Origin of the sequence: Vibrio tasmaniensis, assembly GCF_024347635.1 — a bacterium.
GTDB classification, from domain to species: Bacteria; Pseudomonadota; Gammaproteobacteria; order Enterobacterales; family Vibrionaceae; genus Vibrio; species Vibrio tasmaniensis.
Window position 1 is genome coordinate 273993 of the sequence record NZ_AP025510.1, and the last position, 25457, is coordinate 299449.

21 protein-coding genes are annotated in these 25457 nt (G+C 44.8%); 16 read left to right on the top strand and 5 right to left on the bottom strand.

Features of this window, described 5'->3' with window-relative positions; genetic code table 11:
* The first annotated feature begins 173 nt into the window (after positions 1-173).
* Positions 174-2048 carry an argininosuccinate lyase gene (gene argH / locus OCV44_RS01230; RefSeq protein WP_139685154.1) on the top strand — a complete coding sequence of 625 codons (1875 nt, stop codon included), beginning with the start codon at positions 174-176 and terminating at the stop codon, positions 2046-2048.
* Between the two features lie 173 nt (positions 2049-2221).
* Here the strand turns inward: argH and OCV44_RS01235 are convergent, their stop codons facing one another.
* Entirely contained in the window at positions 2222-3394 is a 1173-nt protein-coding gene (locus tag OCV44_RS01235) for an alkaline phosphatase PhoX (RefSeq protein WP_139685155.1), read from the bottom strand.
* Between the two features lie 339 nt (positions 3395-3733).
* Between OCV44_RS01235 and OCV44_RS01240 the strand changes: the two genes are divergently transcribed.
* Positions 3734-4081, top strand: coding sequence for a RidA family protein (locus OCV44_RS01240; protein WP_004729674.1), 348 nt, complete (start codon positions 3734-3736; stop codon positions 4079-4081).
* A 252-nt stretch (positions 4082-4333) separates the two neighbouring features.
* Here OCV44_RS01240 and OCV44_RS01245 read toward each other — a convergent pair whose 3' ends face one another.
* From OCV44_RS01245 to OCV44_RS22230, 3 genes are all read right to left on the bottom strand, one after another.
* A complete protein-coding gene (locus OCV44_RS01245; protein WP_009848897.1) occupies positions 4334-5800 on the bottom strand; it encodes a dihydrolipoyl dehydrogenase in 1467 nt (488 codons plus the stop codon).
* A 305-nt stretch (positions 5801-6105) separates the two neighbouring features.
* The gene (locus OCV44_RS01250; RefSeq protein ID WP_009848898.1) at positions 6106-6834 is read right to left on the bottom strand and encodes a glutathione peroxidase; all 729 of its coding nucleotides are present in this window, start codon (positions 6832-6834) and stop codon (positions 6106-6108) included.
* A gap of 44 nt (positions 6835-6878) precedes the next feature.
* A complete protein-coding gene (locus tag OCV44_RS22230) occupies positions 6879-7058 on the bottom strand; it encodes a hypothetical protein (RefSeq protein ID WP_017099997.1) in 180 nt (59 codons plus the stop codon).
* Here OCV44_RS22230 and oxyR point away from each other — a divergent pair.
* Positions 7057-7950 carry a DNA-binding transcriptional regulator OxyR gene (gene oxyR / locus OCV44_RS01255; RefSeq protein WP_009848900.1) on the top strand — a complete coding sequence of 298 codons (894 nt, stop codon included), beginning with the start codon at positions 7057-7059 and terminating at the stop codon, positions 7948-7950. The two genes, OCV44_RS22230 and oxyR, sit on opposite strands and share 2 nt — an antisense overlap.
* A 107-nt stretch (positions 7951-8057) precedes the next feature.
* On the opposite strand, the gene OCV44_RS01260 is transcribed toward oxyR, so the two are convergent.
* The gene (locus tag OCV44_RS01260; protein ID WP_170213728.1) at positions 8058-10616 is read right to left on the bottom strand and encodes a penicillin-binding protein 1A; all 2559 of its coding nucleotides are present in this window, start codon (positions 10614-10616) and stop codon (positions 8058-8060) included.
* Positions 10617-10767: 151 nt separating this feature from the next.
* Here OCV44_RS01260 and pilM point away from each other — a divergent pair, with 151 nt between their 5' ends.
* From pilM to OCV44_RS01325, 13 genes are all read left to right on the top strand, one after another.
* Complete coding sequence (gene pilM, locus OCV44_RS01265) at positions 10768-11793, top strand: type IV pilus assembly protein PilM (RefSeq protein WP_139685156.1); 1026 nt, start codon at positions 10768-10770, stop codon at positions 11791-11793.
* Positions 11777-12391: a PilN domain-containing protein gene (locus tag OCV44_RS01270; RefSeq protein ID WP_139685157.1), complete on the top strand. Its 615-nt coding sequence runs from the start codon at positions 11777-11779 to the stop codon at positions 12389-12391. The genes pilM and OCV44_RS01270 overlap by 17 nt, the downstream gene beginning before the upstream one ends.
* Positions 12384-13013 carry a type IV pilus inner membrane component PilO gene (pilO, locus tag OCV44_RS01275; protein WP_139685158.1) on the top strand — a complete coding sequence of 210 codons (630 nt, stop codon included), beginning with the start codon at positions 12384-12386 and terminating at the stop codon, positions 13011-13013. The genes OCV44_RS01270 and pilO overlap by 8 nt, the downstream gene beginning before the upstream one ends.
* Entirely contained in the window at positions 12997-13518 is a 522-nt protein-coding gene (locus OCV44_RS01280) for a pilus assembly protein PilP (RefSeq protein ID WP_390903455.1), read from the top strand. Before pilO ends, OCV44_RS01280 begins: the two co-directional genes overlap by 17 nt.
* A gap of 35 nt (positions 13519-13553) precedes the next feature.
* The gene (locus tag OCV44_RS01285; RefSeq protein WP_139685159.1) at positions 13554-15272 is read left to right on the top strand and encodes a type IV pilus secretin PilQ; all 1719 of its coding nucleotides are present in this window, start codon (positions 13554-13556) and stop codon (positions 15270-15272) included.
* Positions 15273-15448: 176 nt separating this feature from the next.
* The gene (gene aroK, locus OCV44_RS01290) at positions 15449-15967 is read left to right on the top strand and encodes a shikimate kinase AroK (RefSeq protein WP_009848907.1); all 519 of its coding nucleotides are present in this window, start codon (positions 15449-15451) and stop codon (positions 15965-15967) included.
* Between the two features lie 24 nt (positions 15968-15991).
* On the top strand, positions 15992-17080 hold the full coding sequence (aroB, locus tag OCV44_RS01295; RefSeq protein WP_012604944.1) for a 3-dehydroquinate synthase: 1089 nt from the start codon (positions 15992-15994) through the stop codon (positions 17078-17080).
* Positions 17081-17159: 79 nt separating this feature from the next.
* Positions 17160-18677 carry an SPOR domain-containing protein gene (locus tag OCV44_RS01300; protein ID WP_139685160.1) on the top strand — a complete coding sequence of 506 codons (1518 nt, stop codon included), beginning with the start codon at positions 17160-17162 and terminating at the stop codon, positions 18675-18677.
* A gap of 69 nt (positions 18678-18746) precedes the next feature.
* Complete coding sequence (locus OCV44_RS01305; protein ID WP_139685161.1) at positions 18747-19607, top strand: Dam family site-specific DNA-(adenine-N6)-methyltransferase; 861 nt, start codon at positions 18747-18749, stop codon at positions 19605-19607.
* A 189-nt stretch (positions 19608-19796) separates the two neighbouring features.
* A complete protein-coding gene (rpe, locus tag OCV44_RS01310) occupies positions 19797-20471 on the top strand; it encodes a ribulose-phosphate 3-epimerase (RefSeq protein ID WP_010435263.1) in 675 nt (224 codons plus the stop codon).
* Positions 20472-20573: 102 nt separating this feature from the next.
* Complete coding sequence (locus OCV44_RS01315; protein ID WP_139685162.1) at positions 20574-21260, top strand: phosphoglycolate phosphatase; 687 nt, start codon at positions 20574-20576, stop codon at positions 21258-21260.
* Positions 21261-21435: 175 nt separating this feature from the next.
* Complete coding sequence (trpS, locus tag OCV44_RS01320; protein WP_017103608.1) at positions 21436-22452, top strand: tryptophan--tRNA ligase; 1017 nt, start codon at positions 21436-21438, stop codon at positions 22450-22452.
* Between the two features lie 385 nt (positions 22453-22837).
* Positions 22838-25432: an ExeM/NucH family extracellular endonuclease gene (locus OCV44_RS01325; protein WP_139685163.1), complete on the top strand. Its 2595-nt coding sequence runs from the start codon at positions 22838-22840 to the stop codon at positions 25430-25432.
* Positions 25433-25457: the final 25 nt, after the last annotated feature.

The following is a 25457-nucleotide window of genomic DNA, read 5'->3' on the forward strand; positions in this document are numbered from 1 at the left end:
ACTAAAATAATCAATGGCTCGAGCTGGTGGTGAATAAATATGTGAAAATAATGAATTAATACTTTATTTTCATTTTGAATTGCCGTAAGTTTAAACCATCAGAAAAATACTGAATCTTAATCAGAATTATCATTTGCAAAAACAGTGAGCACTGTGCAATTAGGAGATACACAATGGCATTATGGGGCGGTAGATTTACCCAAGCAGCAGACACCCGGTTCAAAGATTTTAACGATTCTCTTCGTTTTGATTACCGATTGGCTGAGCAAGACATTGTGGGCTCAATTGCCTGGTCTAAAGCTCTACTGTCGGTCAACGTATTAACCGAGGAAGAGCAACAGAAGCTTGAGTTAGCGCTAAATGAGCTAAAACTTGAGGTGATGGAAGATCCTGAACAGATTCTACGTTCTGATGCAGAAGATATTCACAGTTGGGTTGAGCAACAACTTATCGGTAAAGTCGGTGACTTGGGCAAAAAGCTCCACACGGGCCGTTCTCGTAATGACCAAGTGGCGACCGACCTGAAATTATGGTGTCGTCAGCAAGGTAACCAGTTGCTACTGGCACTGGACCGTCTACAAAGCCAAATGGTGAACGTTGCTTCTCAGCATCAAGAAACCGTACTTCCTGGCTACACTCACTTACAACGTGCTCAGCCTGTAACTTTTGCTCACTGGTGCTTGGCTTACGTTGAAATGCTTGAGCGTGATTATTCTCGTTTGAATGATGCGATTAAGCGTCTAGATACATGTCCGCTGGGTTCTGGTGCCCTTGCTGGAACTGCTTACCCGATGGACCGTGAAGAGTTAGCTCACAACTTAGGTTTCCATCGTGCAACGCGCAACTCTCTAGATTCAGTTTCTGACCGTGACCATGTGATGGAGCTGATGTCGATTGCATCTATCTCAATGCTTCACCTTTCGCGTCTTGCAGAAGATATGATTTTCTACAACTCAGGTGAATCAAACTTCATCGAGTTAGCCGATACAGTGACGTCAGGTTCATCTCTGATGCCACAGAAGAAAAACCCGGATGCGCTAGAGCTTATCCGTGGCAAAACTGGCCGTGTATACGGTTCATTAGCCGCAATGATGATGACAGTGAAAGCTCTGCCTTTGGCGTACAACAAAGACATGCAAGAAGATAAAGAAGGTCTGTTCGACGCTTTAGATACTTGGAATGATTGTATGGAGATGGCTGCTCTTTGTTTTGACGGCATTAAAGTGAACGGCGAACGTACGCTTGAAGCAGCAAAACAAGGTTACGCGAACTCAACAGAACTGGCTGATTACTTAGTAGCGAAAGGCATTCCTTTCCGTGAAGCTCACCACATTGTTGGTGTAACAGTCGTCGCGGCGATTGCTAAAGGCTGTGCATTAGAAGAGTTAACCATCGCAGAGATGAAAGAGTTCTCCGAGGTGATTGAAGAGGATGTGTATGACATCCTGACTATTGAATCGTGCCTTGAAAAACGTAGTGCGCTAGGTGGTGTATCACCACAACAAGTGGCTTACGCGGTTGACCAAGCAGAGAAGCGTTTATCACAGCGTGATACTTCCATCGTCAAGGTTCGTTCTGCTCGTCTGACCGATATTGAAGCGTTGGAAGGCATGGTGGCCTACTGGGCGAATATGGGTGAAAACCTGCCTCGTTCTCGTAATGAACTGGTGCGTGATATTGGTTCGTTTGCCGTCGCAGAGCATCATGGTGAGGTGACAGGTTGTGCATCACTCTATGTGTATGACTCTGGCTTAGCAGAAATTCGCTCGCTCGGTGTTGAAGCTGGCTGGCAAGGCCAAGGGCAGGGCACCGCGATTGTGCAGCACTTGGTTGATAAAGCGCGACAAATGGCGATCAAGAAGGTGTTTGTGCTGACTCGTACTCCAGAGTTCTTTATGAAACATGATTTCTTACCTACATCGAAATCTCTACTGCCTGAGAAGGTACTAAAAGATTGTGAACAGTGCCCTCGTCAACATGCGTGTGATGAAGTGGCGTTGGAAGTGAACTTGGTGGAGCAGGTTATCGCTAAGGTGAATGTTGCTTAAAGTATTGATTTTATAGCGCCTAAAAAAAAGATCAAAAAACTGATCTTTTTTGGGAACAAACTAAGAAAACTCCGGTCTATTAAAGTACCACTGCTTTTTCTTAGAATTTTCTAAGAAAGCCCTAGAATCGATTGGTTCTGGGGCTTTTTTCTTTTTTGTTCTTCTATAAATAATTATGGTAGACTTGAGAAATCACCGAATATCTCAAATGTAATGCCTCCATCAGGCTCCCCTGACGTTCCATCTTGAGAGCTAAAATATAACCTTTTCCCATCAGGTGAAAATGCAGGGCCGGTTATTTCACTGCTGTCATGGCCTACTAACTGAATCAAAGGGTAGAGTTCTCCTGCTTTTGATAACATTACAAGTTGAAGATTACCGCCATCTTCCGCTATGACCAGGCTTCCATTGGGAGCTAGCGTAATATTGTCGACTCCGGTAAGTACTGGATTAGAGTACATGCTAGCGTCGTATAAAATCTCAATTTTTTGAGTATCAATATTATATGCCCATACCTTATTGTCTCCTTTAGTCACAAAGTATACGACTCGATCTTCATAGGTAATGCCTTCTCCCCCATTAAAGGTTGCACTAGAGTTGACTTGGTAACGAGTTTCATTCAATGTGGCTGTTGGATCGGGTACTTCTTGCCAAGATAATTGGTTGTCATCTTTTATTGCAATGTATAGAGTTCCATTTTGTAAATCAGGCTTGTTACTAGTTTTATCATTAGATATATATTTGTAAAAGCCTCCATCGGGTTTGTCTTCTGTTAGATATAAATCATTATTGATATCAACAGCTACAGCTTCATGATTGAAAGTACCAAGGGCAGGTAATACAGTAGGTGCTTCGACGCCTAAGGGGTCACACTCCCAAACGTTCCCTTGATCAATCTCTTCACAAGACAACCATGTTCCCCAGGGGGTACTTCCCCCTGCACAGTTTCGGTTTGTGTTGGATAGAATTTGGTAGGCATCAACTAACTCACCCTGTGTATTAAACTTTAAAGCACCAACTCCCCCAAGGTTGTTAGACTCTTCACTATTTGATACGTAAACCCACCCACCCTCAGTCGAAAATACGGCTCCACCATCTGGAGAGTTATGCCACAAATAGCTAGAATTTTTACTCGGCATTTCACTTGACTTAGCGATGATTTTAGATGAAAAGCCTGAAATCAGCATCGCTCCGTTTTCATCCGGATCTAAAAGCTTTATAGACTGAATTACATCACTCTCATCGGTTTCATTACTATCATCATTACAGCCAATAGTCGTTAGTAAAAGGGCTGCACTTGGAGTAGACAGCAATGAGTATGCAATTAAGCGTCTTCTAGAAACCATAACTAACCCTAAATTGATAACTTATAAATTGAGTATAGACGTAAAGAAAGTAAGGAGAGCTTTACGTCTATACTTTCACCTATATAAAGTGATGAACTTAACGTAAAGACGATTAATCGAAAATTCATTAAAGGCAACGTCTTCTATAAGTAATACTATCGGCTAGATATTGACTGGTTTACTTATGAAGGTGAGTTATTACCCCTCGATTAACATTGCTGGTAAAGTTGTAAGTTAAAAACTAGCGTTACTTATGGCGTGTTTTTCATGCCATAAGGCTGCTTATTGGTTAGTATTGTTCTTTATTGAGTATCCTTATGACATGAGAAAGTGAGCGAAATGATTGAGCGCCAAGAAACGAAGCAACGCATGAGCCGTATTGTTAAACACAACGGCACTATCTACCTATGTGGCCAAGTTTGTGCTGATGCGACCAAAGACATCACAGAACAAACACAGACGATGCTGGATAAAGTTGAAGCCCTACTTGAGCAAGCAGGCAGCGATAAAGAGCACATGCTGTCAGCAACGATTTACTTGAAAGATATGAAAGACTTCCAAGAGATGAACGCAGTATGGGATGCATGGGTTCCTGAAGGTCACGCACCAGCTCGTGCATGTGTGACGGGTGATATGGCTCGTGAAGCGCTACTGGTTGAGATCTCTGTTATTGCTGCTGAGAAGTAATAGCTAACCTTTGGCGGCGGCAATGGCTTCAAGAGATTCCAGATACCTCGTTCCTCGGTTCTGGAATGACGGGTTTGGCTTCGACTTAACTGTGTATCACACAGCGTCGTCATTGCCGGTAGCGACGAAGGAGCGTGGTCGGGAATCTTTGTTTGCTCGTTGCCAAAAACAAAAAGGAAAGCCAATGGCTTTCCTTTTTAGTACCTAGTCTCTGTTAATAGACCAAACTGCTAGTTTTGCAACGACCTGAGATTAACAACCTGGGCCACAATCTAGACAGTGTTTCACCATCTCTGGACCTAGGTGCAGTTTCGCATTCAGGTCACGTAGCGCTGTTCGTACACCTTCTTCAATTACTGGATGGTAGAACGGCATGTCTAGCATTTCAGAAACCGTCATCTTGTTCTGGTGTGCCCATGCTAACAAGTGCGCCAAGTGTTCTGCGTTTGGTCCCATCATTTCAGCACCAAGGAAACGGCCTGTACCTTGCTCGCCGTAAACGTGCAGAATACCTTTGTTGCGTAGCATCACTCGTGAACGACCTTGGTTCTCGAAAGACACTTCACCCGTTGCGAAACAGCCACATGTGCCTAGGCGGGTGGTGATCTCTTTGTACGTTTCACCAACCATCGCGATTTGCGGGTCAGAGAATACCGCCGAGATTTTAGAGCGGCGTAAGCCTGCACGAATCTCAGGGAAACGACCTGCGTTGTCACCGGCAATACGCGCTTGGTCTGCTGCTTCATGCAGTAGAGGCAGTTGGTTACTCGCATCACCAGCGATAAATACTGATGGTAGCGATGTTTGTAGCGTGTAGTGGTCTGCAACTGGCACACCACGTTCATCAAGTTCTAGAGAGGTATTTTCTAGGCCAAGCTTATCAGTGTTAGGGCGACGGCCTGTAGCTGCCAGTACGTATTCAACGATGTTAGTTTCTAATTCACCTTGCTTATTGATGAACTGGATTTCGACGCGAGCTTCACCCGATTCTGTGGTAATGCGTTTCATGCTTTCGATTTTCACGTCGGCATCTAGGTAGAACTCTTCATTGAAGGCTTTGTCTGCGTAAGCCATGATCTCTGGGTCGGTTACTGGGCCAACTTGACCACCTAAACCGAACAGTTTTGTTTTCACACCCAAGCGGTGTAGTGATTGACCAAGCTCTAGGCCAATAACGCCCGGGCCAAATACCGCCACTGATTCTGGTAAATCATCCCAGCTGAATACGTCATCATTAATGATCAGACGGTCACCAAGTTCATTCCAAACTGCAGGGTATGCAGGGCGAGAACCTGTTGCGATAACAATACGCTTAGCCGTCACAACTGTGTGGTCATCGATTTGTAGCGTGTTGTCATCTAAGAACTTTGCGTAGCCAGAGATCTTGTCTTGCTCTGGGATTTCATCAACACCTTCTAAAACAAAACCAACAAAACGGTCACGTTCAAACTTCACTCGGTCCATCACTTCACGGCCGTTAATCACGATATCCCCTTGTGGGTGAACGCCAAAAGCCGGAGCTTTCTCAATTTGGTGTACACTTTCAGCCGCTGCAATAAGCAGTTTAGATGGCATACAACCAACACGAGCACAGGTTGTACCGTAAGGGCCGCCTTCAATCATCACAACACTGTCAGTGTGTGCTTTTGCAGCGCGGTAAGAACCTAAACCTGCCGTACCGCCCCCGATAACTGCTACATCTACATTGACTTGTTTCATAATAATTTTCTCGCAATAGCTAAATTTAGTTTGAACGAACCCCTCCAACTCTGGTGATTTTTTGAGAGTCAGGATAACGGGCAGGTTTTGTGATTCTGTTTTATTAGGTTTAGCTTGTCGCTCTGCCTTTATTGCTAACTGCTTCTTGTTACTAACTATAGGTTAGTTAAAGACGGGCGAGTCACAAGCTATATTCTTTTCCAAAGCTCAGATAAGAGTGTTTGGAATAGCTAACCCACAAGAGGGTGGGTTAGCTGATATTGCTTAGTTAACTTAACGATTAAGCTTATATCGATAGTAAGTCATTAACCTAGGAAAGCTTCAAGTTCTTCGCTACCACCGATGTGTTTGCCACCGATGAATACTTGTGGAACCGTTGTGCGACCAGAGATTGCACGTAGGCTTACTGTTGTCGCGTCTTTACCTAGTACTACTTCTTCGTAGTTCAAACCTTTGTCGATTAGGTTCTGCTTCGCTTTCATACAGAAAGGACAGCCTGGCTTAGTGAATACTGTGATTGACTCTTGCTCTTTGTGCTCAGGAGCAATGTAGTTAAGCATAGTATCTGCATCAGAAACCTTGAACGGGTCGCCTGGTACGTCTTCTTCGATGAACATTTTTTCTACCACGCCGTTTTTAACCAGCATGCTGTAGCGCCATGAACGTTTGCCGAAGCCGATGTCGTTTTTCTCAACTAGCATGCCCATACCGTCTGTGAAATCACCGTTACCATCTGGGATGAATGTGATTTTTTCAGCTTCTTGGTCTGCTTTCCAAGCGTTCATTACGAATGTGTCGTTTACTGAAACACATAGAATGTCATCAACACCGTTATCTTTGAATACAGAATGTAGCTCGTTGTAACGAGGTAGGTGGCTTGAAGAACATGTCGGTGTAAACGCACCTGGTAAGCTGAATACGATAACTGTCTTATCTTTGAATAGCTCTTCCGTCGTTACGTTAACCCATGCATCGCCTTGGCGAGTTGGGAATGTTACTTGAGGGATTGATTGACCTTCTTTAGATGCAAACATATTGATTTCCTTAAATAGTATTTTGAATTTTGTTCTATCAGAGCTTAACGTTTTTCTTTGCTCTGTTTCGTTTCGTTGAGCCCATTATTAGACAAATCCTTTGATAGCTCTAATCGTTTGATGTTATGGTTTTGATAGGTAAATTCTATCAAGAGCATTTTTCTTTTAAATGTTTCTATTAGAACCCTTGTTCTTATTAAAACCTGAGGTAAGAGACTGATCATGAACATTCGTGACTTTGAATACTTGGTGGCGCTCGCAGAGCATAAACACTTCCGAAAAGCGGCAGAAGCGTGCTTTGTCAGTCAGCCGACACTAAGCGGTCAAATACGCAAACTAGAAGATGAAATTGGACTTCAGTTAACCGAGCGTAGTCCAAGGAAGGTAATATTTACAGAATCAGGGTTACAACTTGTTGAACAAGCCAAGCGTATTCTCAATGAAGTGAAAACTTTTAAAGATATGGCGAGTGGACACGGTGAAGCGATGACGGGGCCGATGCACATTGGTTTTATTCCGACCGTTGGCCCTTATATTTTACCTAAGATCATTCCTCATCTTAAAGATAGCTTTCCCGATCTTGAGCTTTACCTGCATGAAGCGCAGACCCATCAGCTAGTGAGTCAACTTGAAGATGGCAAGCTTGATTGTTTGGTATTGGCTGCAGTTGATGAAACGGCGGCGTTCAAAGAGATTGATGTGTATAACGAACCGTTAAGCGTCGCAGTACCGTGTGATCATGAGTGGGCTAAGCAAGACACTGTTGATATGCTGCAGTTAAATGGACAAACCGTACTTGCACTGGGCGATGGCCACTGCTTGCGAGACCAAGCCTTAGGCTTCTGTTTTGCTGCGGGTGCAAAAGATGATGAGCGCTTTAAAGCGACCAGCTTAGAAACGCTGCGTAACATGGTGGCGGCAGGGGCAGGTATTACCTTGCTTCCTCAGCTATCGGTACCGAAGGAAAAACAGAAAGATGGTGTGTGTTACGTTCCAGCGGTGAACCCAACACCTTCACGTCGCATTGTTGTTGCCTACCGACCGGGCTCTCCGTTAAAGGGGCGCTTTGAGCAATTGGCTGAGGCTATCCGAACTCAATTAGATAAAGCTGTTTAGTAATTTAAATCGTAGATAGCTCTGATTATAGACACAAAAAAAGGGTTGATATGAATACATATCAACCCTTTTTGTTGGTTCATGTTACTTGGTTCAACAAACCCTAACTAGAACAGCTCTTCTACTGCTTCACCTGATGACGTTGAGTAGATGTCATCATTGAAACGTTCAGTAATGTACTCGGTTGGCTCAGTGCCTTTCTCGAAATACTCGAACATTGATGAGCTATCAAACTTGTTGGTCAGTAAGCCAGTTTCACGGTCGATACGAACGCGAACGATATTTTCTGGAAGCTCTTTACGTTGTGCCGGAACACCCGCTAACGCTGTGCCCATGAAATCAACCCATGCCGGCTCTGCTGTTTTAGCGCCCGCTTCTGCACCTGTAATTTGATTTTTACCAAGGTTAGAGTTCGCTTTGGTTCGACCTAGGTTACGGTTGTGGTTGTCAAAGCCAACCCATACCGTTGCAACCATGCCAGGGCCGTAACCGCTGTACCAAGTATCTTTCGAGTCATTGGTGGTACCGGTTTTTCCGCCAATATCGCGACGCTTCAGCGGTTGAGCACGCCAACCTGTACCATTCCAGCCTGTGCCAGCACTCCAGTCACCGCCGCCCCAGATATTGCTGTACATCATTTCACGAACAAGGAACGCGTTCTGCTCAGTGATCACTTGGGGTGCGTACTGTACTTGGGCATCCACATCTTGCTCGGCAAACTCATCAGCCATTGAATCTGAGGTCATTGGCTGTTGGCAATCGTCTTTACACACTACTTTCGGTGTCGCTTGGAATTCAGTCTCACCAAATGGTGTTTCAATGCGGCTGATGTAGAAAGGTTCAACGTAGTAGCCGCCATTAGCGAATACTGAGTAACCTTGAGCTACCTTCATTGGCGTTAAGCTACCCGCACCCAGAGCAATGGTTTCAGAGCGCGGTACTTCGTCAATATCAAAACCAAATCGAGTTAGGTAGTTACGAGTATCATCCAAGCCCACTTCGCGCAGTACACGTACTGCCATTACGTTTTTAGATTGAGCTAAGCCAATACGTAAACGAGTTGGACCCACATAGGTCGGTGGTGAGTTCTTTGGTCGCCATGCCGTGCCTTGGCTCTTATCCCATTGATTGATAGGCGCATCGTTGATCAGTGAGGCTAGCGTTAAGCCTTTCTCAATCGCTGCTGAGTAGATAAATGGTTTGATACCAGAACCCACCTGACGAATAGATTGCGTTGCACGGTTGAACTTGTTGTGTACAAAGTTAAAGCCACCCACCATTGACAATACCGCGCCGTTGTTCGGGTTCATTGCAACAAATGCGGTGTTCGCATTCGGTACTTGGCTTAGTCGCCATACAATCGGTGTTTCAGGTTCAGTTGTTGTTTCTTCGGTAGGCTCTTCAGATACTTCATCGCCTGTTACTGCTTCATGGCGAACCCAAATTTGCTCACCCACAGCCAAAATCTCTTTCGCTTGAGAAGGCGCTGGACCTTGGCGGTTGTCCGTTAGGAATTTACGCGCCCAATTCATGCCTTGCCACTCGATAGTGCCTTCACCTTGGTTCTTAACCCAAACTTGAGCGCTTTTCGAATCAACAGCGGTTACAACTGCTGGTACTAAGTCACCATAGGTTGGTTGAGATTTAAGGTGCTTAACGATTTGTTCATGATCCCAAGCTGATTGCGCCGTTTGCCATAATACTTTTTCAGCACCACGGTAACCGTGACGCTCATCGTAGCCGAGTAGGTTCTTAATCGCGGCTTGGTTCGCTGCTTTTTGCAGTTTTGAATCAACGGTCGTGTAAACCTTCATGCCTGATGTGTAAGCGGCTTCACCATAGCGTTCAACCATCCAAGCTCGTGCAACTTCTGCTACATACGGCGCGCTCAGTTCAATCTCGGCACCGTGATATTTCGAGATAAGCTCTTCACTGCGAGCTTCATCGTACTCTGATTGAGTGATGTATTTTTCGTCTAGCATACGACGTAATACCACGTTACGACGGTTGGTCGCACGCTCAACAGAATAAATAGGGTTCATAGTTGAAGGTGCTTTTGGCATGCCCGCAAGCGTAGCCAATTCACTTAAGGTGAGCTCAGGAAGATCCTTACCAAAATAAACACGCGCTGCTGCGCCGAAACCATATGAACGGTGGCCAAGGAAGATCTTGTTTACGTAAAGCTCCATGATCTCTTCTTTACTCAGAAGTTGCTCAATGTGGATCGCAATGAAGATCTCTTTGATTTTACGCATGATCTTTTTCTCATTAGATAAGAAGAAGTTACGCGCAAGCTGCTGAGTAATGGTACTTGCCCCTTGTTTGGCTGAACCGGACATAGCAACCACGAGTGCTGCTCGAGTGATACCAATTGGATCAATACCAGGGTGCTCGTAGAAGCGGCTATCTTCGGTAGCAATCAAAGCTTCAACTAAGTGGCGAGGAATCTCGTCATAAGTCACGGGATTACGACGCTTTTCACCAAATTGAGAGATCAATTTACCGTCTTGACTGAAGACTTGCATTGGCGTTTGGAGTTCTACGTCACGCAAAGTGGCAACATCAGGCAACTCTGGTTTTACGTAATAATAAAACCCGAAAATTGTACTGACTCCAAGAATCATGCAAATCAATGTAAATATGAATAATCGCTTTATGAACTTCACCGGATAATCCCTGATTAGTTAAGGCTGATAAGCAGCAAACCCTTGTACTCTAGGTTAAAAACTTAGCTTTCGTTTATTAACGCTTATTTAACTAATAATCACAACCCCTAGATAATCAACGAAATGCTTGGCACTTCAGGAGCTAGGTCACATGGGTTCATCATTAATTACAGGTATAGATATAAATCATCACAGCATCAAAGCCGTGGTACTAAAACCCGTGGGGGAGTTGTATGCCCTGGTGGGATACAAAGAGCTGCCGATTTCGGACGACATTTTTACAGCTAACTATACTTTGGAGTATCAGAAAACTGTTAAGAAACTTAAAGAACTTAGGAAAGGACTGCCTTTTGGCTGTCGCAACGTCGCCATTTCGGTACCCGATAACACGGTGATCAGCAAAGTACTGCAAATAGAGAGTGAGTTAGAAGACAGAGAAAAAGAGTTTTCTATCTATCAAACCTTTGCTCATCAATCTCCCTTTCCTATCGAGGAGCTGAGTTTAGATTTTGTAAAGCTGGAAGACAAACGATTTGGTAAAGGATCGACAACTAGCTATCAGATATATGCGACTCGTAAGGAAGTTGTAGACAGTCGAGCGGATGCTTTAAATAAAGCCGGATTTAAACCTGTTGTCATCGACACCCAAGCACATGGTCTGCTCAATATTTGGCAGTTGGCTTCACGCCTTTATCCTGAAAAAAGTAACTGGTTGCTGGTGGACGTGGGAGTTGATCAAACATCGTTAGGCATTATCCCGCAGGATTCAGCACCTTTCTATAAAGACATCGCCTTTGGTACTCAAGATCTTCGCGGTACTGACAGCCCCAGTTATACAGAAGGCGTGTTCGGCAACGCAGAGGACACACATCGGTTTATTGTCAATTTGGTTGAAAAGCTTAAGCGACAGTTGCAACTCTATTCCTCAGTGAATGCGCTTGAGCCGATATCCGGGATCTGGCTGATGGGCGAAGGAACCAGCATTCCGATGGTAGCTGAAGATCTTGAGCGCCATTTTCAGATGAGTTGTGAATCGCTCAATCCTTTATCGTTATTTGAGGACAAAGTGGCGAAGCGGCACCGCCTGCCGATGGACTGGCAACACTTTGGCATTGCCGCGGGTATGGCGATGAGTGGACTCAAATGGCAAGGAGAGAAGCATGTTGCATCAAATTAACCTGCTGCCGTGGCGTGATGAAATTCGTACTCAGCACAAAAAGCGTTTTATCCATCTGGTCATTCTTGGCGTCATCATCGCTCTTACTGGGCAATGGGCCGTTGGCCAATATTTTCAAGGTCAACAAGCCAAACAGCAAGCTCGCCTCAATTATCTCAATCAATATATTGCCGAGCTCGACCGACAAATTCAGTCGTTAAAAGTCGCAGAGCAAGAACACAAAGCCATTCTGACTCGACTTGATGTGGTCGAATCGTTGCAGTTTGGTCGCAATAAGACCACCGACTTTATGAATCTAATGCCGGATCTCATTCCTGAGGGTGTGTATGTCGACAAGATAAAGATGAATGGTCAAGAGATTGAGATGGCAGGTATCAGCGACAGTACGGCTCGTCTCGCCACAATGTTGGACAATCTAGAGCGTTCTGATTCTCTTAAAGGGGTCGAGATGCACTCTATTATCCATAACCGCAAGCGCTTCAATAAAGAGTTTCAGACCTTCAAGGTCTCTTTTGTGTTTAGCCCTGTTTCTTTAGACAACGCAACCGCAGAGAACACGACCGCGAACATAAAAGATAAGGGGGCGAATCATGGCTAACGTTCAAAATCGGATTAGTTGGCAAAATAGGATGAGCTGGCAAGATCTCGATGCTGATGAGATCACCGAATGGCCGCTGTTGCCCCAGCTGCTCGTGATTCTGTTGTTGATGGTATTGATTCAAGGTGTTGGGACTTGGCTGTATGTGCTGCCTTTAGATGATGAACTGCAGCAGATGAAGCAGCAAGAGCAGACCTTGAAAGCCACCTTGAGGATAAAAGCGAATAAGGTGGCAGCCTTGCCTAAGCTTCAGAGTCAGTTGGATGAGCTAACCAGTCGCTATGACTATCTGTTAGAGCAGCTGCCGGTTCAAAAGGAACTTGCCAGTATGTTGGCCTCAGTGAATGAACTTGGTTTGGATAATGCGCTGACCTTCACGCGCATTGATTGGGGGCAAAAGCAGAACAAAGAATTCCTCTATCGGTTGCCTCTCAATATTGAGCTAACCGGCGACTACCATGAGATTGGCGATTTCTCAGCAGCCATCGCAAAGCTGCCACGTATTATTAGCTTTGATGACGTGAATTGGCAGCGAGTTAGCCAAGAAAGCAGCACGCTACATTTTAGGGTTCGAGCTTATACCTACCAGTTTAAATCGGAGGTGAATGATGAAATTCAGTAGCGTCTTTTTTTCCCTATTGTTACTGCTTGTGCTTTCAGGCTGTAAAGCCAACCAGGAGTCGTTAGAAGATTTTGTGGTGCAAGTTGAAGCTAAGGCGAGAAAAGAGGTAGAGCACCTCATTCCTGCTACGGAGTTTGTCGCGGCAACTTATCAGCGGCGCACCTTTCGTCCTCCCTTTGAACTTCCTAAAGAAGCCATGGTGCAAAATCAACCCTTGGTGAAGAAAGACTGCTGGCAGCCGAGCGCACGCTCTCGCAATGGCAAGCTAGAAAAATACCCGCTGAGTAAGCTGCGTTTAAGAGGCGTAATGGGCAGTGGAACAAGCGTTTCAGGGTTAGTACAAACCCCAAAAGGGAACGTGGTCAATGTGAAAAAAGGTCAGTTTATTGGCTTAAACAATGGTCGAGTTACTAAGGTGACGAGCCAGTACGTACAGATTAATGAAACCCTTCCAGATGGCTTAGGTTGTTGGCATAAGCGCAACGTTAGGCTCGCTCTGAAGTAAACCAATGTCACATGATGTGGATATGAGATGTAAATATGATTAAAGGACTAAGTAAGTTAATAAATAAAGGGCTGCAAAGCCTAGTTGTGTCTGTGATGTTGGGGGTTAGCGTATTCAGCTATGCTGAGAGCTTGCCTAATCAATTGGATAATATTGATTTTAGGGTCAACAAGGGGAAAGACGCCGTCATCATTATCGAATTGGCAACCAGCACTGCTGTGGTGGATGTTCAACGTGCTCAGGAAGGTTTAAGTATCGAGTTACTCAATACTCAGGTCGATGACGATAAGCTTTACCTACTGGATGTGAAGGACTTCGCGACCTTAGTCGAAGGTATTGAGGTGTACAAGGAAACGCCCAGTACTCGATTGTTGGCAACGATCGCTGGTGACTATCAATATGAATACAACTTAAAAGGTCGCTTTATTGAGGTAGTGATAAGTAAGCCTACTATCGATGAAGTGACAATAGAGAAAAATGTTTTAGAAAAAGAAGGCAAGGTGATATCGATTAACTTCCAAGATATCCCTGTACGAAATGTTCTGCAGCTTATTGCTGATTACAACGATTTCAATCTCGTTGTCTCTGATTCAGTCGCGGGTAATCTGACTTTACGTTTAGATGGTGTGCCTTGGCAGCAAGTTCTCGACATTATCTTGCAAGTTAAGGGGCTAGATAAGCGTGTTGATGGCAACGTTATCTTGGTGGCACCTAAAGCTGAGCTCGACCTTAGAGAGCAACAAGCGCTAGAGAAATCTCGTTTGGAAGAAGAGCTGGGTGAGCTTAAGTCGGAAATCATCAAGATTAACTTTGCCAAAGCCACTGATATTGCCGACATGATTGGTGGTGAAGGTGCGGTAAGTATGTTGTCCGAGCGAGGCTCTATCACTATTGATGAGCGAACTAACTCTCTATTGATCCGTGAGTTGGAAGAAAATACAGCAGTGATACGAGGCATCATTGAGTCCTTGGATATCCCTGTAAAGCAAGTACAGATAGAAGCACGGATAGTGACCGTCAGTGAGGGTAACCTTGATGAACTAGGAGTGCGTTGGGGCGTTTCCTCAACCAACGGAAGCTTCAAAGTTGGCGGCTCGATAGAGGGCAACCATCCATCGCAAATTACGCCGTATGACGATAATGGTGGGAATAGTGCGATTGACGATTTCCTCAACGTTAATCTAGGAGCGACTTCCCCGAGCGCGTCGAGTATTGCGTTTCAGGTGGCCAAGCTGGGTTCTGATACCTTGCTCGATCTTGAATTGTCAGCACTGCAACAAGAGTCGAAAGCAGAGATTATTTCTAGTCCACGCTTAATCACCACCAATAAAAAACCCGCTTATATTGAGCAAGGTACTGAAATCCCTTATTTAGAGTCCTCTTCAAGTGGTGCTACTTCGGTCGCATTTAAGAAAGCGGTACTGAGTCTCAAGGTGACTCCGCAGATCACCCCCGACAATCGCTTGGTATTGGATTTGAGTGTTACTCAAGATAGGCCGGGGCAAGTTGTGAAAACAGGCACAGGTGAAGCTGTCGCTATTGATACGCAAAGGATTGGTACGCAAGTGCTTGTTAATAATGGCGAAACGGTTGTGTTAGGTGGTATTTTTCAACACAGTGTGAGCAGTCAAGTTGATAAAGTTCCACTGTTAGGAGACCTTCCTGTTCTTGGCGCATTGTTCCGTCGTAGCTATGAAAATGTAGGCAAAAGTGAACTACTTATTTTTGTCACACCTAAAGTTGTGATTCAGTAATGAGCAATTAGATTAAAAATAAAGTTGCATTAGTGGCACCTAACCTTGATAATTTCGGGTCTTATCACGAATTATCTGTGAGGAATCGGTGCCACGGGCCTTTTAATTTCAGTACTTGTACTGACCTACCTTGTGGCGATGTCATTGAATTAACGTTGTAAATTACTGCTAAAAACATGGCTGAGAAACGCAATATTTTTCTTGTTGGCCCAATGGGCGCCGGCAAAAGTACAATTGGTAGACACCTAGCTTCCCAACTTCATATGGAGTTTCTAGACTCTGACACTGTGATCGAAGAGCGCACTGGCGCAGACATCGCATGGGTTTTTGATGTTGAGGGCGAAGATGGTTTCCGTAAGCGCGAAGAATCTGTAATCAACGATCTGACAGAAGAACAAGGTATTGTTCTTGCGACAGGTGGTGGTTCAGTGCTGAGCAAAGAAAACCGTAACCGTCTATCTGCACGAGGCATTGTTGTATACCTAGAGACAACAATTGAAAAGCAACTTGCTCGCACTAACCGCGACAAGAAACGCCCTCTACTTCAAACAGACAACCCGCGTGATGTGCTAGAAGATCTAGCTGTATCTCGCAACGCACTATACGAAGAAGTGGCGGACTACACAGTTCGTACTGATGACCAAAGTGCAAAAGTGGTAGCCAACCAGATCGTAAAAATGCTAGAAGAACGTTAAGTTCATTTTTCGGAGAGCAAACCCATGGAACGGATTACGGTCAATCTAGCTGAGCGTAGCTACCCTATCTCTATTGGCGCCGGGTTATTTGAAGACCCGGCGTACCTTTCTTTTTTATCAGGTAAGCAGAAAGTTGTTGTTATCAGTAATGTGACAGTAGCGCCTCTTTATGCTGATAAAATTTTATCGCTATTGGATCAAGTCGGCTGTCAGACATCTCTTCTCGAGTTGCCAGACGGTGAACAGTACAAAAACCTTGAAACGTTCAATTCAGTGATGAGCTACATGCTTGAAGGAAATTACAGCCGCGATGTGGTGGTGATTGCTTTGGGTGGTGGTGTTATCGGTGATTTGGTTGGTTTTGCTGCTTCTTGTTATCAACGCGGTATTGATTTCATTCAAATCCCGACGACCCTTCTTTCTCAAGTGGACTCCTCTGTAGGTGGTAAAACTGCAGTGAACCATCCCCTTGGCAAGAATATGATCGGCGCTTTTTACCAACCAAAATCTGTCATCATCGATACTAACTGCCTATCAACGCTTCCAGAGCGTGAGTTTGCAGCGGGCATGGCTGAGGTGATCAAATACGGCATCATTTACGATGAAGCCTTTTTTGGCTGGTTGGAACAGAATCTAGAGAAACTGTATCAACTTGATGAAGACGCACTGATTACCGCGATTGCTCGTTGTTGTGCAATTAAGGCTGAAGTGGTTGCTATCGATGAAAAAGAGTCAGGAATCAGAGCGTTATTGAACCTAGGTCATACATTTGGTCATGCGATTGAAGCAGAACTAGGCTATGGTAATTGGCTACATGGTGAAGCTGTGTCGTCAGGCACTGTAATGGCAGCAAAAACTGCTCAATTACAGGGACTGATTTCTCAGCAGCAACTTGAGCGAATTATTTCTATACTCAAGAATGCGAAACTACCAATCCATACGCCAGAAAGCATGTCTTTTGAAGACTTTATGAAGCACATGATGCGCGATAAAAAAGTGCTGTCTGGTCAGTTGCGTCTGGTATTACCAACAAGTATTGGTACTGCTGAAGTGGTTGCTGATGTACCTCAAGACATCATTAAACAAGCGATTGATTTCTGCCGTACTCTTTAAATTCGGTTGTGAGGTTGCCTAGCTAAACTCTAGGCAATTGTAGCGCTTTACAGATCGAACTTATCAGTAGGGATCCCCAATGAGTTTGGCTCATGATTTAAGAGTATTGGAGTTAGAGTCTCAAGTTGAGTTGCTAGAGCGTTTACAGCTTTTAACTAACTTTGGTTCAAACTTTGTAAATGTTGCTGGTAAAACGGGTTCTGGCCGATCTTGGTTAGCCCAGCGTTATCTTGAAGCATGGTCGACAGAAAAGAATCAGTGTTTACTGCTTTGTCACCCAAGCCAAGACGATCAACAACGCCGCGCACTTATTCTTAGTCAGATTGTTTCTGATCCACTCTTTAATCAACATGATTCTTTATCTGATAGCCTTGCTAGGCTGCTGGATGGAGAGTCGTGTAATGTGCTTATTGTTATTGATGACGCCCACCGACTGTCTGAGCTACTGGTATCAGAATTATGGATGTTGGTACTTGAATCTCAATCAAATCCTCAATGGACGATCAATATCGTTCTGTTCTCGCAAACTGGTCACCTAGACACGCTATTAACACGACTTAGTTACGGTCAGCCGCACAAACCTATCGCTCTTGAGATCGATGATCTTTCGCAACCAGAAGCTGAACATTTCTTTGAGTCACTGGTGATTCGATATGTCGATGATGAGTCAGAATTTCGGGTGCGAACTGCATTTAAGAAAGCGCAGCCTCTACCTGGTGAACTAATGGCTTTAGGAGAATTAAAAGTGGAAAAAAGGATTATTATTCGTTCTATTATTGGTTCTCCCGTCAATATTGCGATTGTGGTGGCCTTGCTGTTAGTGGCTATTGGTGGCGGTTATTGGTGGATGTTTAATCAACCTACGCCTGATGATAAAGCACAATCTATTATCGCTCCTATTGAACAGACAGTTATTCCCACGTTGGAAGTGGACAATGCAACTGAGCAAGCCTCAACCGACGGAAATGTCGATTCTGAAGCTGAAGTTGATATGAGTTATCAAGGTGCTGACGATGACAGCTCTTCTCTACCACCTGTTGTGGTTGAAGAGACAGCCAGTGTTGGCCAAGTAGAACAAGATCAGCAACGTGTTGTCATCACCTCTGATGTGGTCGATGCTTTGCTTGATGATAAACCTGAGAGTGCTGATACCAGTGCAATTGAAGCTGTAGTTGAAGAAAATACGGATGCAGTCGTTAAACCGCAGCCTGATGTTGTAGAGCCTGAGTCATTGCCGGCAACGAATGAAGGTTCAGAGCTAACACAATCAGCACCTCCAACAAAAAAAATCACATTCTCATTTGCACGTGAAGAGCTGCAAGCTATCTCGCCGCGCGCTTATACCCTGCAGTTGAGTGCGATGACATCATTGGAAGATGTACAATCTTTCATTGAAGAGTATGAGCTTGAGAATAAGGTTCGTATTTACCCAACACTTCGTAACGACACCAAGTGGTTTATTATCACTTATCAAGATTACCCAACGATTCAAGTGGCGCGAGATGCGGCAAGTGCGTTATCAAAACCACTTCAACAGTTGGAACCTTGGGCAAAATCGATGAATCAAGTGCATCGAGAGATAGAACGTGCGAAATAACCCTGAGCTTAGCCTCAAAATATGTTACATTCCGCAACCTTATTTTTGAGTTGATAGATAGAGCAGTAAATGAAAAAGCAGCGTGCCTTTCTAAAATGGGCTGGTGGTAAATATGGCCTAGTTGAAGACATCCAACGTCACCTGCCACCTGCTCGTAAATTGGTAGAACCGTTTGTCGGTGCCGGATCAGTATTTCTGAATACTGATTTTGAACAGTACCTGCTTGCAGATATTAATCCCGATCTTATCAACCTATACAATCTACTTAAAACCGATCCTGAAACCTATATCACTGAAGCGAAGCGCTGGTTCTGTCCGGAGAATAACCGTAGAGAAGTGTTCTTAGATGTGCGCGCTGAGTTCAATGGTACAGATAACGTTATGTATCGCTCGTTAGCTTTCTTGTACATGAACCGATTTGGCTTCAATGGTTTATGTCGTTATAACAAGAAGGGCGGCTTTAACGTTCCGTTTGGTTCATATAAAAAACCTTATTTCCCTGAAGCTGAGCTAGAGTTTTTTGCTGAGAAAGCGAAAAAAGCCACCTTCGTCTGTGAGGGATACCATGAAACCTTTAGCCGCGCGCGCAAAGGCTGTGTGGTTTACTGCGATCCTCCATACGCACCACTGTCGAACACGGCTAACTTTACCTCTTACGCAGGTAATGGCTTTAGCTTAGATGACCAAGCTGCACTGGCGGATGTTGCTGAAAAAGCAGCGATGGAACGCGGTATTCCTGTTTTGATTTCAAACCACGACACGACGTTAACTCGTCGCTTATATCATGGTGCAGAATTGAACGTGGTCAAGGTGAAGCGCACCATTAGCCGTAATGGCGCAGGCCGTAATAAAGTTGATGAGCTACTGGCACTTTTTCATAAAGAGAAAAACCAGCAACACGCGTCAGCGGAATTGTCGTCGTCAGCATAATCCTCGAACTCATTAAATTGAGTGACCAACGGGTACTTTCTCAAACTAATCTTTCGAACTGCTAGGATCTGCTTAGGTGCTTAGGTAGAATTGCGGCCTAAATAGTCTTGTGTGCTTGTGCTTGTATTTGAGTATGAGACGTAGCAAGGCAGTGACGCCCGCATTTTACTCACTCTTAAGAGGTTTGGTATGAAAGATTTTCTAATCGCTCCATCTATTTTGTCTGCAGATTTTGCTCGTCTTGGTGAAGACGTAGAAAAAGTACTCGCAGCTGGCGCCGACGTTGTGCACTTCGATGTGATGGATAACCACTACGTACCTAACCTAACTTTTGGCGCTCCGATCTGTAAAGCACTGCGCGACTACGGTATTACTGCTCCTATTGATGTTCACCTAATGGTTAAGCCTGTAGACAGCATCGTTCCTGAATTTGCTAAAGCTGGCGCATCAATGATTACCTTCCACGTTGAAGCATCAGAGCATATCGATCGCACTCTACAGCTAATCAAAGAACATGGCTGTAAAGCCGGTGTCGTTCTAAACCCGGCAACGCCACTTTCTTGCCTTGATTACATCTTAGATAAAGTAGATATGATTCTACTGATGTCTGTGAACCCTGGCTTTGGCGGTCAATCTTTCATTCCTCACACTCTTGATAAGCTACGCGCTGTTCGTAAACTTATTGATGAATCAGGCCGTGATATCCGCCTTGAGATTGATGGCGGCGTGAAGGTAGATAATATCCGTGAAATCGCAGAAGCGGGCGCAGATATGTTTGTTGCAGGTTCAGCTATCTTCAATCAACCAGATTACAAAGAAGTGATTGATGAGATGCGTGCAGAGCTTGCAAAAGTAAACGCATAATCGTAAAACTACAGATAGATTGAATATTAAGGGGCTAATTGGCCCCTTTTTTACGTCTTAGAGCTCAACTCATAAGGCGAACATAATAAATAGGAAAGTAAGATGTCATTAAGCTCAATAAAACTGATTGCCTTTGATTTGGATGGAACCTTGTTAGATAGCGTGCCTGATTTGGCTGTCGCCGCTGACCAAGCTTGTCAGGAACTGGGTTTTTCTTCAGTAAGCGAAGAACAAGTTCGCGACTACGTGGGTAATGGTGCTGACGTGCTTATCGGACGTTCACTGAGCCGCAACCTGACGGTTGATCCAAGCCTAGAGCCTGAATTGCTAAAGAAAGCGCGTATCTTGTTTGATGATTTCTACGAACTGGGCGGCCACAAGCTGAGCCACCTTTACCCATCAGTAAAAGAGACGCTGGCTGAACTACACAAAGCGGGTTTCACCATGGCGCTTGTGACCAACAAGCCTTCGAAGTTCGTACCAGACGTTCTGGCGCAACACGGTATTGATAAGTACTTTGTTGATGTGTTGGGTGGCGACTCTTTCCCTGAGAAGAAGCCGAACCCTGTCGCGCTGAACTGGCTGCTAGAAAAACACAATGTGAAGGCTGAAGAGATGCTGATGGTTGGCGATTCAAGTAACGACATCAAAGCGGCTAAGAATGCCGGCTGTCATTCGTTTGGTCTGACTTACGGCTACAACCACGGTGAGCCGATTTCAGTATCAAACCCTGACTATGTCGCAGACAATATTGCGCAATTACTCGATGTCGTTCTAGTTTCAGCATAAAGCGGACAAAAGTTAGCTAACCTACTAGCAAAATACTTATCAATGAGTACACTGGATGAGCCGTACAGAAGAGCTGTGCGGCTTTCTATTTTAAAGTTAAGAAGCTAAGTTTTTCAGATACTACGTTAAGAAACTAAGTTAACGAGCTTAGCGAACAAGCAAAGGAATTAAAACCATGAGCAAGCCCATCGTATTGAGTGGTGTTCAACCATCTGGTGAACTAAGTATCGGTAACTACTTGGGTGCTCTACGTCAATGGCAACAGATGCAAGATGATTACGATTGCCAATACTGTGTTGTAGACCTTCACGCAATTACGGTTCGCCAAGATCCGAAAGCACTGCATGAAGCGACTCTAGACGCATTAGCAATCTGTCTTGCTGTCGGTGTTGATCCAAAGAAGAGCACGCTATTTGTTCAGTCACACGTACCAGAGCATGCTCAACTTGGTTGGCTTCTTAACTGTTACACACAAATGGGTGAACTGAGCCGTATGACTCAGTTTAAAGATAAGTCTGCACGTCACTCAAATGACGTAAACGTAGGCCTATACGACTACCCAGTGTTGATGGCTGCAGATATCCTGCTTTACGGTGCTCACCAAGTGCCAGTAGGTAGCGACCAGAAACAACACCTAGAGCTAGCGCGTGATATCGCAAATCGCTTTAACAACATCTACGGCCCTGAAACGCCAATCTTCCAAGTGCCAGAACCTTACATTCCAACAGTGAATGCACGTGTAATGAGCCTGCAAGATGCGACTAAGAAGATGTCTAAGTCGGATGACAACCGTAAGAACGTAATTACTCTGCTAGAAGAGCCTAAGTCGATCATCAAGAAGATCAACAAAGCGCAGACTGACGCAGAAACACCACCACGTATTGCTCACGATTGGGAAAACAAAGCAGGTATCTCTAACCTAATGGGTCTTTACTCTGCGGCGACGGGTAAAACGTTTGAAGAGATCGAAGCGCAATATCAAGGCGTTGAGATGTACGGTCCATTCAAGAAAGACGTAGGCGCAGCATTAGTTGAAATGCTCGAGCCGATTCAATCTGAATACCACCGTATCCGTGCTGACCGTGCTTACATGGACGCAGTAATGAAAGCGGGTGCTGAAAAAGCGTCTGAGCGTGCTGCAGTAACACTGAAAAAAGCATACGAAGCAGTAGGTTTTGTTACTCGCCCATAGGGTTAACTAAAACGACTCGTTTAAACATTTCAGCCCAAAGTAGACTCTGTTTACTTTGGGCTTTTTATTGCCAGCTCCATTTACCTTCCCAGTAAATCTCTTGTTTGAATTGATAATTTAAGCATTATCTAGCTAACATATTCATCATACTAATGCTGTGCAGGTGATCTTATTTGGCATCCCCAAGTTTTATAAAGTCACTCTCATTTCTATATATGTTGGAAATATAAAACGTGCCAAACAATTGATGATTCCAAAGTGATAAGTTCCTCATTTTCTTGCCAACTGACTTATTCCTTTCATAAATAAACCTGATAGTTACCACAAAATACATGACTGCCCATAGATGGCAGTGACTATAAATCGATGAACTTAGGTGAAACGGATGACTCTTTTACATAAACCTTCATTGCTAGCAGTGGCAATTGGTAGCTTGTTAACCACAAGCGCACACGCTGATTTGTTTATTTCACAATATGTGGAAGGCGGCAGCTACAACAAAGCGGTTGAGATTGCCAATAACGGCGATAGCAGCATGAATTTAGATGGTTATTCACTGGCTAAGTCAGCGAACGGCAACGGATCATGGGGTGCCACTTTACCTTTGGATGGCCACGTTTTAGCGCCCGGTGAAGTACTTGTGGTTGCGCACACCAGCGCAAGTGACGAAATTAAAGCGGCAGCTGATATTCTTAACGCGTCGATTGCTAATCACAATGGTGACGATCCGCTGGCTATCTTGAATTCAGATGGTTCGGTGCACGATGTTGTCGGTTTGATGGGCGATGTGGACTGGGGTAAAGATGTTACTTTGGTTCGTGCTAAACAAACACCTTCTGCGACGTTTGATGCTTCACATTGGGTATCGCTACCAAAGGACAACATTGAAGGATTAGGTTCACTAGACAATGTTGAGTTACCTGACGCGTTTGCTTGTACACAAGATGGCTCTGCTCCTGTATTCACGACTATTCAAGAGATCCAAGGTGAGGGCGCAACATCGCCGTTCATTGATGGCTACCCATACATCACTGACAATGAGTATTTCGTCAAAGGTGTTGTGAGTGCGGTGACTACAGGCATAACCAAAGGTTTCTACCTGCAAGCACTTGATGATGACTTCAATTCAAGCACTTCTGAAGGCCTATTTATTCACACCAACCAATCGAGCTCAGAACTGGCTGCGGGAGACGTAGTGTGTGTGAAAGGTAAGGTTCAAGAATACTACAGCCATACTCAGCTTAAAGTTGAAAACAACCAATGGCTAAAACAGGGCGAACAACAAGCACCTGAAGCGACGGCGATTGAAGCCTTAGGCAGTGACGAGAGCTTCGCTGCAACACTTGAACGCCATGAAGGCATGTTGGTGAAAACAACCGAAGCGCTTGATATGCGTGTGACTCGTACCTTTGGTTATGATTACGCAGGTCGTCGTAACAACATGGTACTGGCACATGAGCGCATTAACATGCAGCCGAACCAGCTTTTCGCAGCAGGTTCTGAAGATGCGAAACAACAAACGGCAAGCAACGCAGACCGTCGTCTTTTCGTTGAAACCGATCAAAAAGCCGCTGACGGACAGGTTCCTTTCTATCCGGATTTTGGCCGTACCGATATTGATCAAGATGGTTCAACAGAAGACTACATCCGTATCGATGACACCATTGTTGGTCTAGAAGGCGTACTGACCTACAGCTACGGTGAGTACCGTTTAATTGCGACTAACCAGATCTCGGCTGAAAACTTCGTTCGTAACGATCCGCGTACCGACAAACCAGACATGGATGAAGGTGATCTACGTATCGCGACTTTCAATGTACTGAATTACTTCAACTCTCCATTTGGCGGTGATGCGAATCAGCACGGCAACAACCGTGGCGCAAACACCATCACTGAGTTTGAAATGCAGCAAGAGAAGATTGTGAACGCGATTCTTCGTCTAGACGCTGACATCATTGGTTTGATGGAAATTGAGAACAACGGCTTTGGTGAAGGTTCTGCCATTCAGCAGCTTGTGAATCAGTTGAATGACCGCATTGAGCGTAAGAAAGATCGTTATACGTTTGTCGCTGTCGATTCGAACGAAGATGGCGTAACCGACGAGATGGACTCGATTGGTACTGACGTAATCACAACGGGTGTTATCTACCGTAAGAAAGTGGTTAAGCTTAAAGACAGTCGTGTTATCGCGATGCCAAGCCAACAGGCGCCAGAAGTGTTAGACGATGCTGGTAAGGTGATTGAAGACGGTAAAAACTACCAACGCAACTCATTGGCGCCAACCTTTAAAGTTAAAGGCACCAAAGAGAAAATCACCGTTGCGATTAACCACTTTAAATCGAAAGGTTCTAAGTGTTGGGAAGATGCAGCGCCTGTTGAACAGGGCGGCCAAGGTGGTGTTGATGCTGACAAGCAAGGTTCATGTGAGAACTTCCGTGTGGCTGCAGCAGTTGCACTGGGTGAAGCACTAGACGGCATTAAAGGCCATAAAGTGATTCTGGGGGATATGAACTCGTACGGCATGGAAGACCCAATGCTGGTGCTAACCGATTACTCGGAAGAGAAATACGGTAAGCAAATCAAAGCGGCGCGTAATACTTACATTGATGGTGCTGAACAGTTTGGTGATAGCGGTGCGGTGATTACGAAGAACTACGGTTACATCAATGCTGTGGCTCAAAAGCATCCAGACAGCTGGAGCTACTCATACAATGACGAAGTGGGCGCACTGGATCATCTGTTGATCAGCGACAGCCTAAAAGACATGGTGGTGGATGCAACTGACTGGCATATCAATGGTGGCGAGTCTAAGCTGCTTGACTACAACGAAGAGTTCAAAGGTGACCTACCTAAGTACCAGGACCACTTCCGTTCATCGGATCACGATCCGGCGGTTCTTGAGCTTAAAGTCGGTGGTTCGTTTGGTTTCGGTGCGCTGATGTCACTGTTTGGTTTAGCGATGTGGCGTCGTCGTAAGTAATAAGGCTTTTCGAGTCATAATAAAC

Coding starts and splice junctions, on each gene's coding strand:
- argH (WP_139685154.1), top strand. CDS start 174: ATGGCATTATGGGGCGGTAGATTTACCCAAGCAGCAGACACCCGGTTC.
- OCV44_RS01235 (WP_139685155.1), bottom strand. CDS start 3,394: ATGGTTTCTAGAAGACGCTTAATTGCATACTCATTGCTGTCTACTCCA.
- OCV44_RS01240 (WP_004729674.1), top strand. CDS start 3,734: ATGATTGAGCGCCAAGAAACGAAGCAACGCATGAGCCGTATTGTTAAA.
- OCV44_RS01245 (WP_009848897.1), bottom strand. CDS start 5,800: ATGAAACAAGTCAATGTAGATGTAGCAGTTATCGGGGGCGGTACGGCA.
- OCV44_RS01250 (WP_009848898.1), bottom strand. CDS start 6,834: ATGTTTGCATCTAAAGAAGGTCAATCAATCCCTCAAGTAACATTCCCA.
- oxyR (WP_009848900.1), top strand. CDS start 7,057: ATGAACATTCGTGACTTTGAATACTTGGTGGCGCTCGCAGAGCATAAA.
- OCV44_RS22230 (WP_017099997.1), bottom strand. CDS start 7,058: ATGATCAGTCTCTTACCTCAGGTTTTAATAAGAACAAGGGTTCTAATA.
- pilM (WP_139685156.1), top strand. CDS start 10,768: ATGGGTTCATCATTAATTACAGGTATAGATATAAATCATCACAGCATC.
- OCV44_RS01270 (WP_139685157.1), top strand. CDS start 11,777: ATGTTGCATCAAATTAACCTGCTGCCGTGGCGTGATGAAATTCGTACT.
- pilO (WP_139685158.1), top strand. CDS start 12,384: ATGGCTAACGTTCAAAATCGGATTAGTTGGCAAAATAGGATGAGCTGG.
- OCV44_RS01280 (WP_390903455.1), top strand. CDS start 12,997: ATGATGAAATTCAGTAGCGTCTTTTTTTCCCTATTGTTACTGCTTGTG.
- OCV44_RS01285 (WP_139685159.1), top strand. CDS start 13,554: ATGATTAAAGGACTAAGTAAGTTAATAAATAAAGGGCTGCAAAGCCTA.
- aroK (WP_009848907.1), top strand. CDS start 15,449: ATGGCTGAGAAACGCAATATTTTTCTTGTTGGCCCAATGGGCGCCGGC.
- aroB (WP_012604944.1), top strand. CDS start 15,992: ATGGAACGGATTACGGTCAATCTAGCTGAGCGTAGCTACCCTATCTCT.
- OCV44_RS01300 (WP_139685160.1), top strand. CDS start 17,160: ATGAGTTTGGCTCATGATTTAAGAGTATTGGAGTTAGAGTCTCAAGTT.
- OCV44_RS01305 (WP_139685161.1), top strand. CDS start 18,747: ATGAAAAAGCAGCGTGCCTTTCTAAAATGGGCTGGTGGTAAATATGGC.
- rpe (WP_010435263.1), top strand. CDS start 19,797: ATGAAAGATTTTCTAATCGCTCCATCTATTTTGTCTGCAGATTTTGCT.
- OCV44_RS01315 (WP_139685162.1), top strand. CDS start 20,574: ATGTCATTAAGCTCAATAAAACTGATTGCCTTTGATTTGGATGGAACC.
- trpS (WP_017103608.1), top strand. CDS start 21,436: ATGAGCAAGCCCATCGTATTGAGTGGTGTTCAACCATCTGGTGAACTA.
- OCV44_RS01325 (WP_139685163.1), top strand. CDS start 22,838: ATGACTCTTTTACATAAACCTTCATTGCTAGCAGTGGCAATTGGTAGC.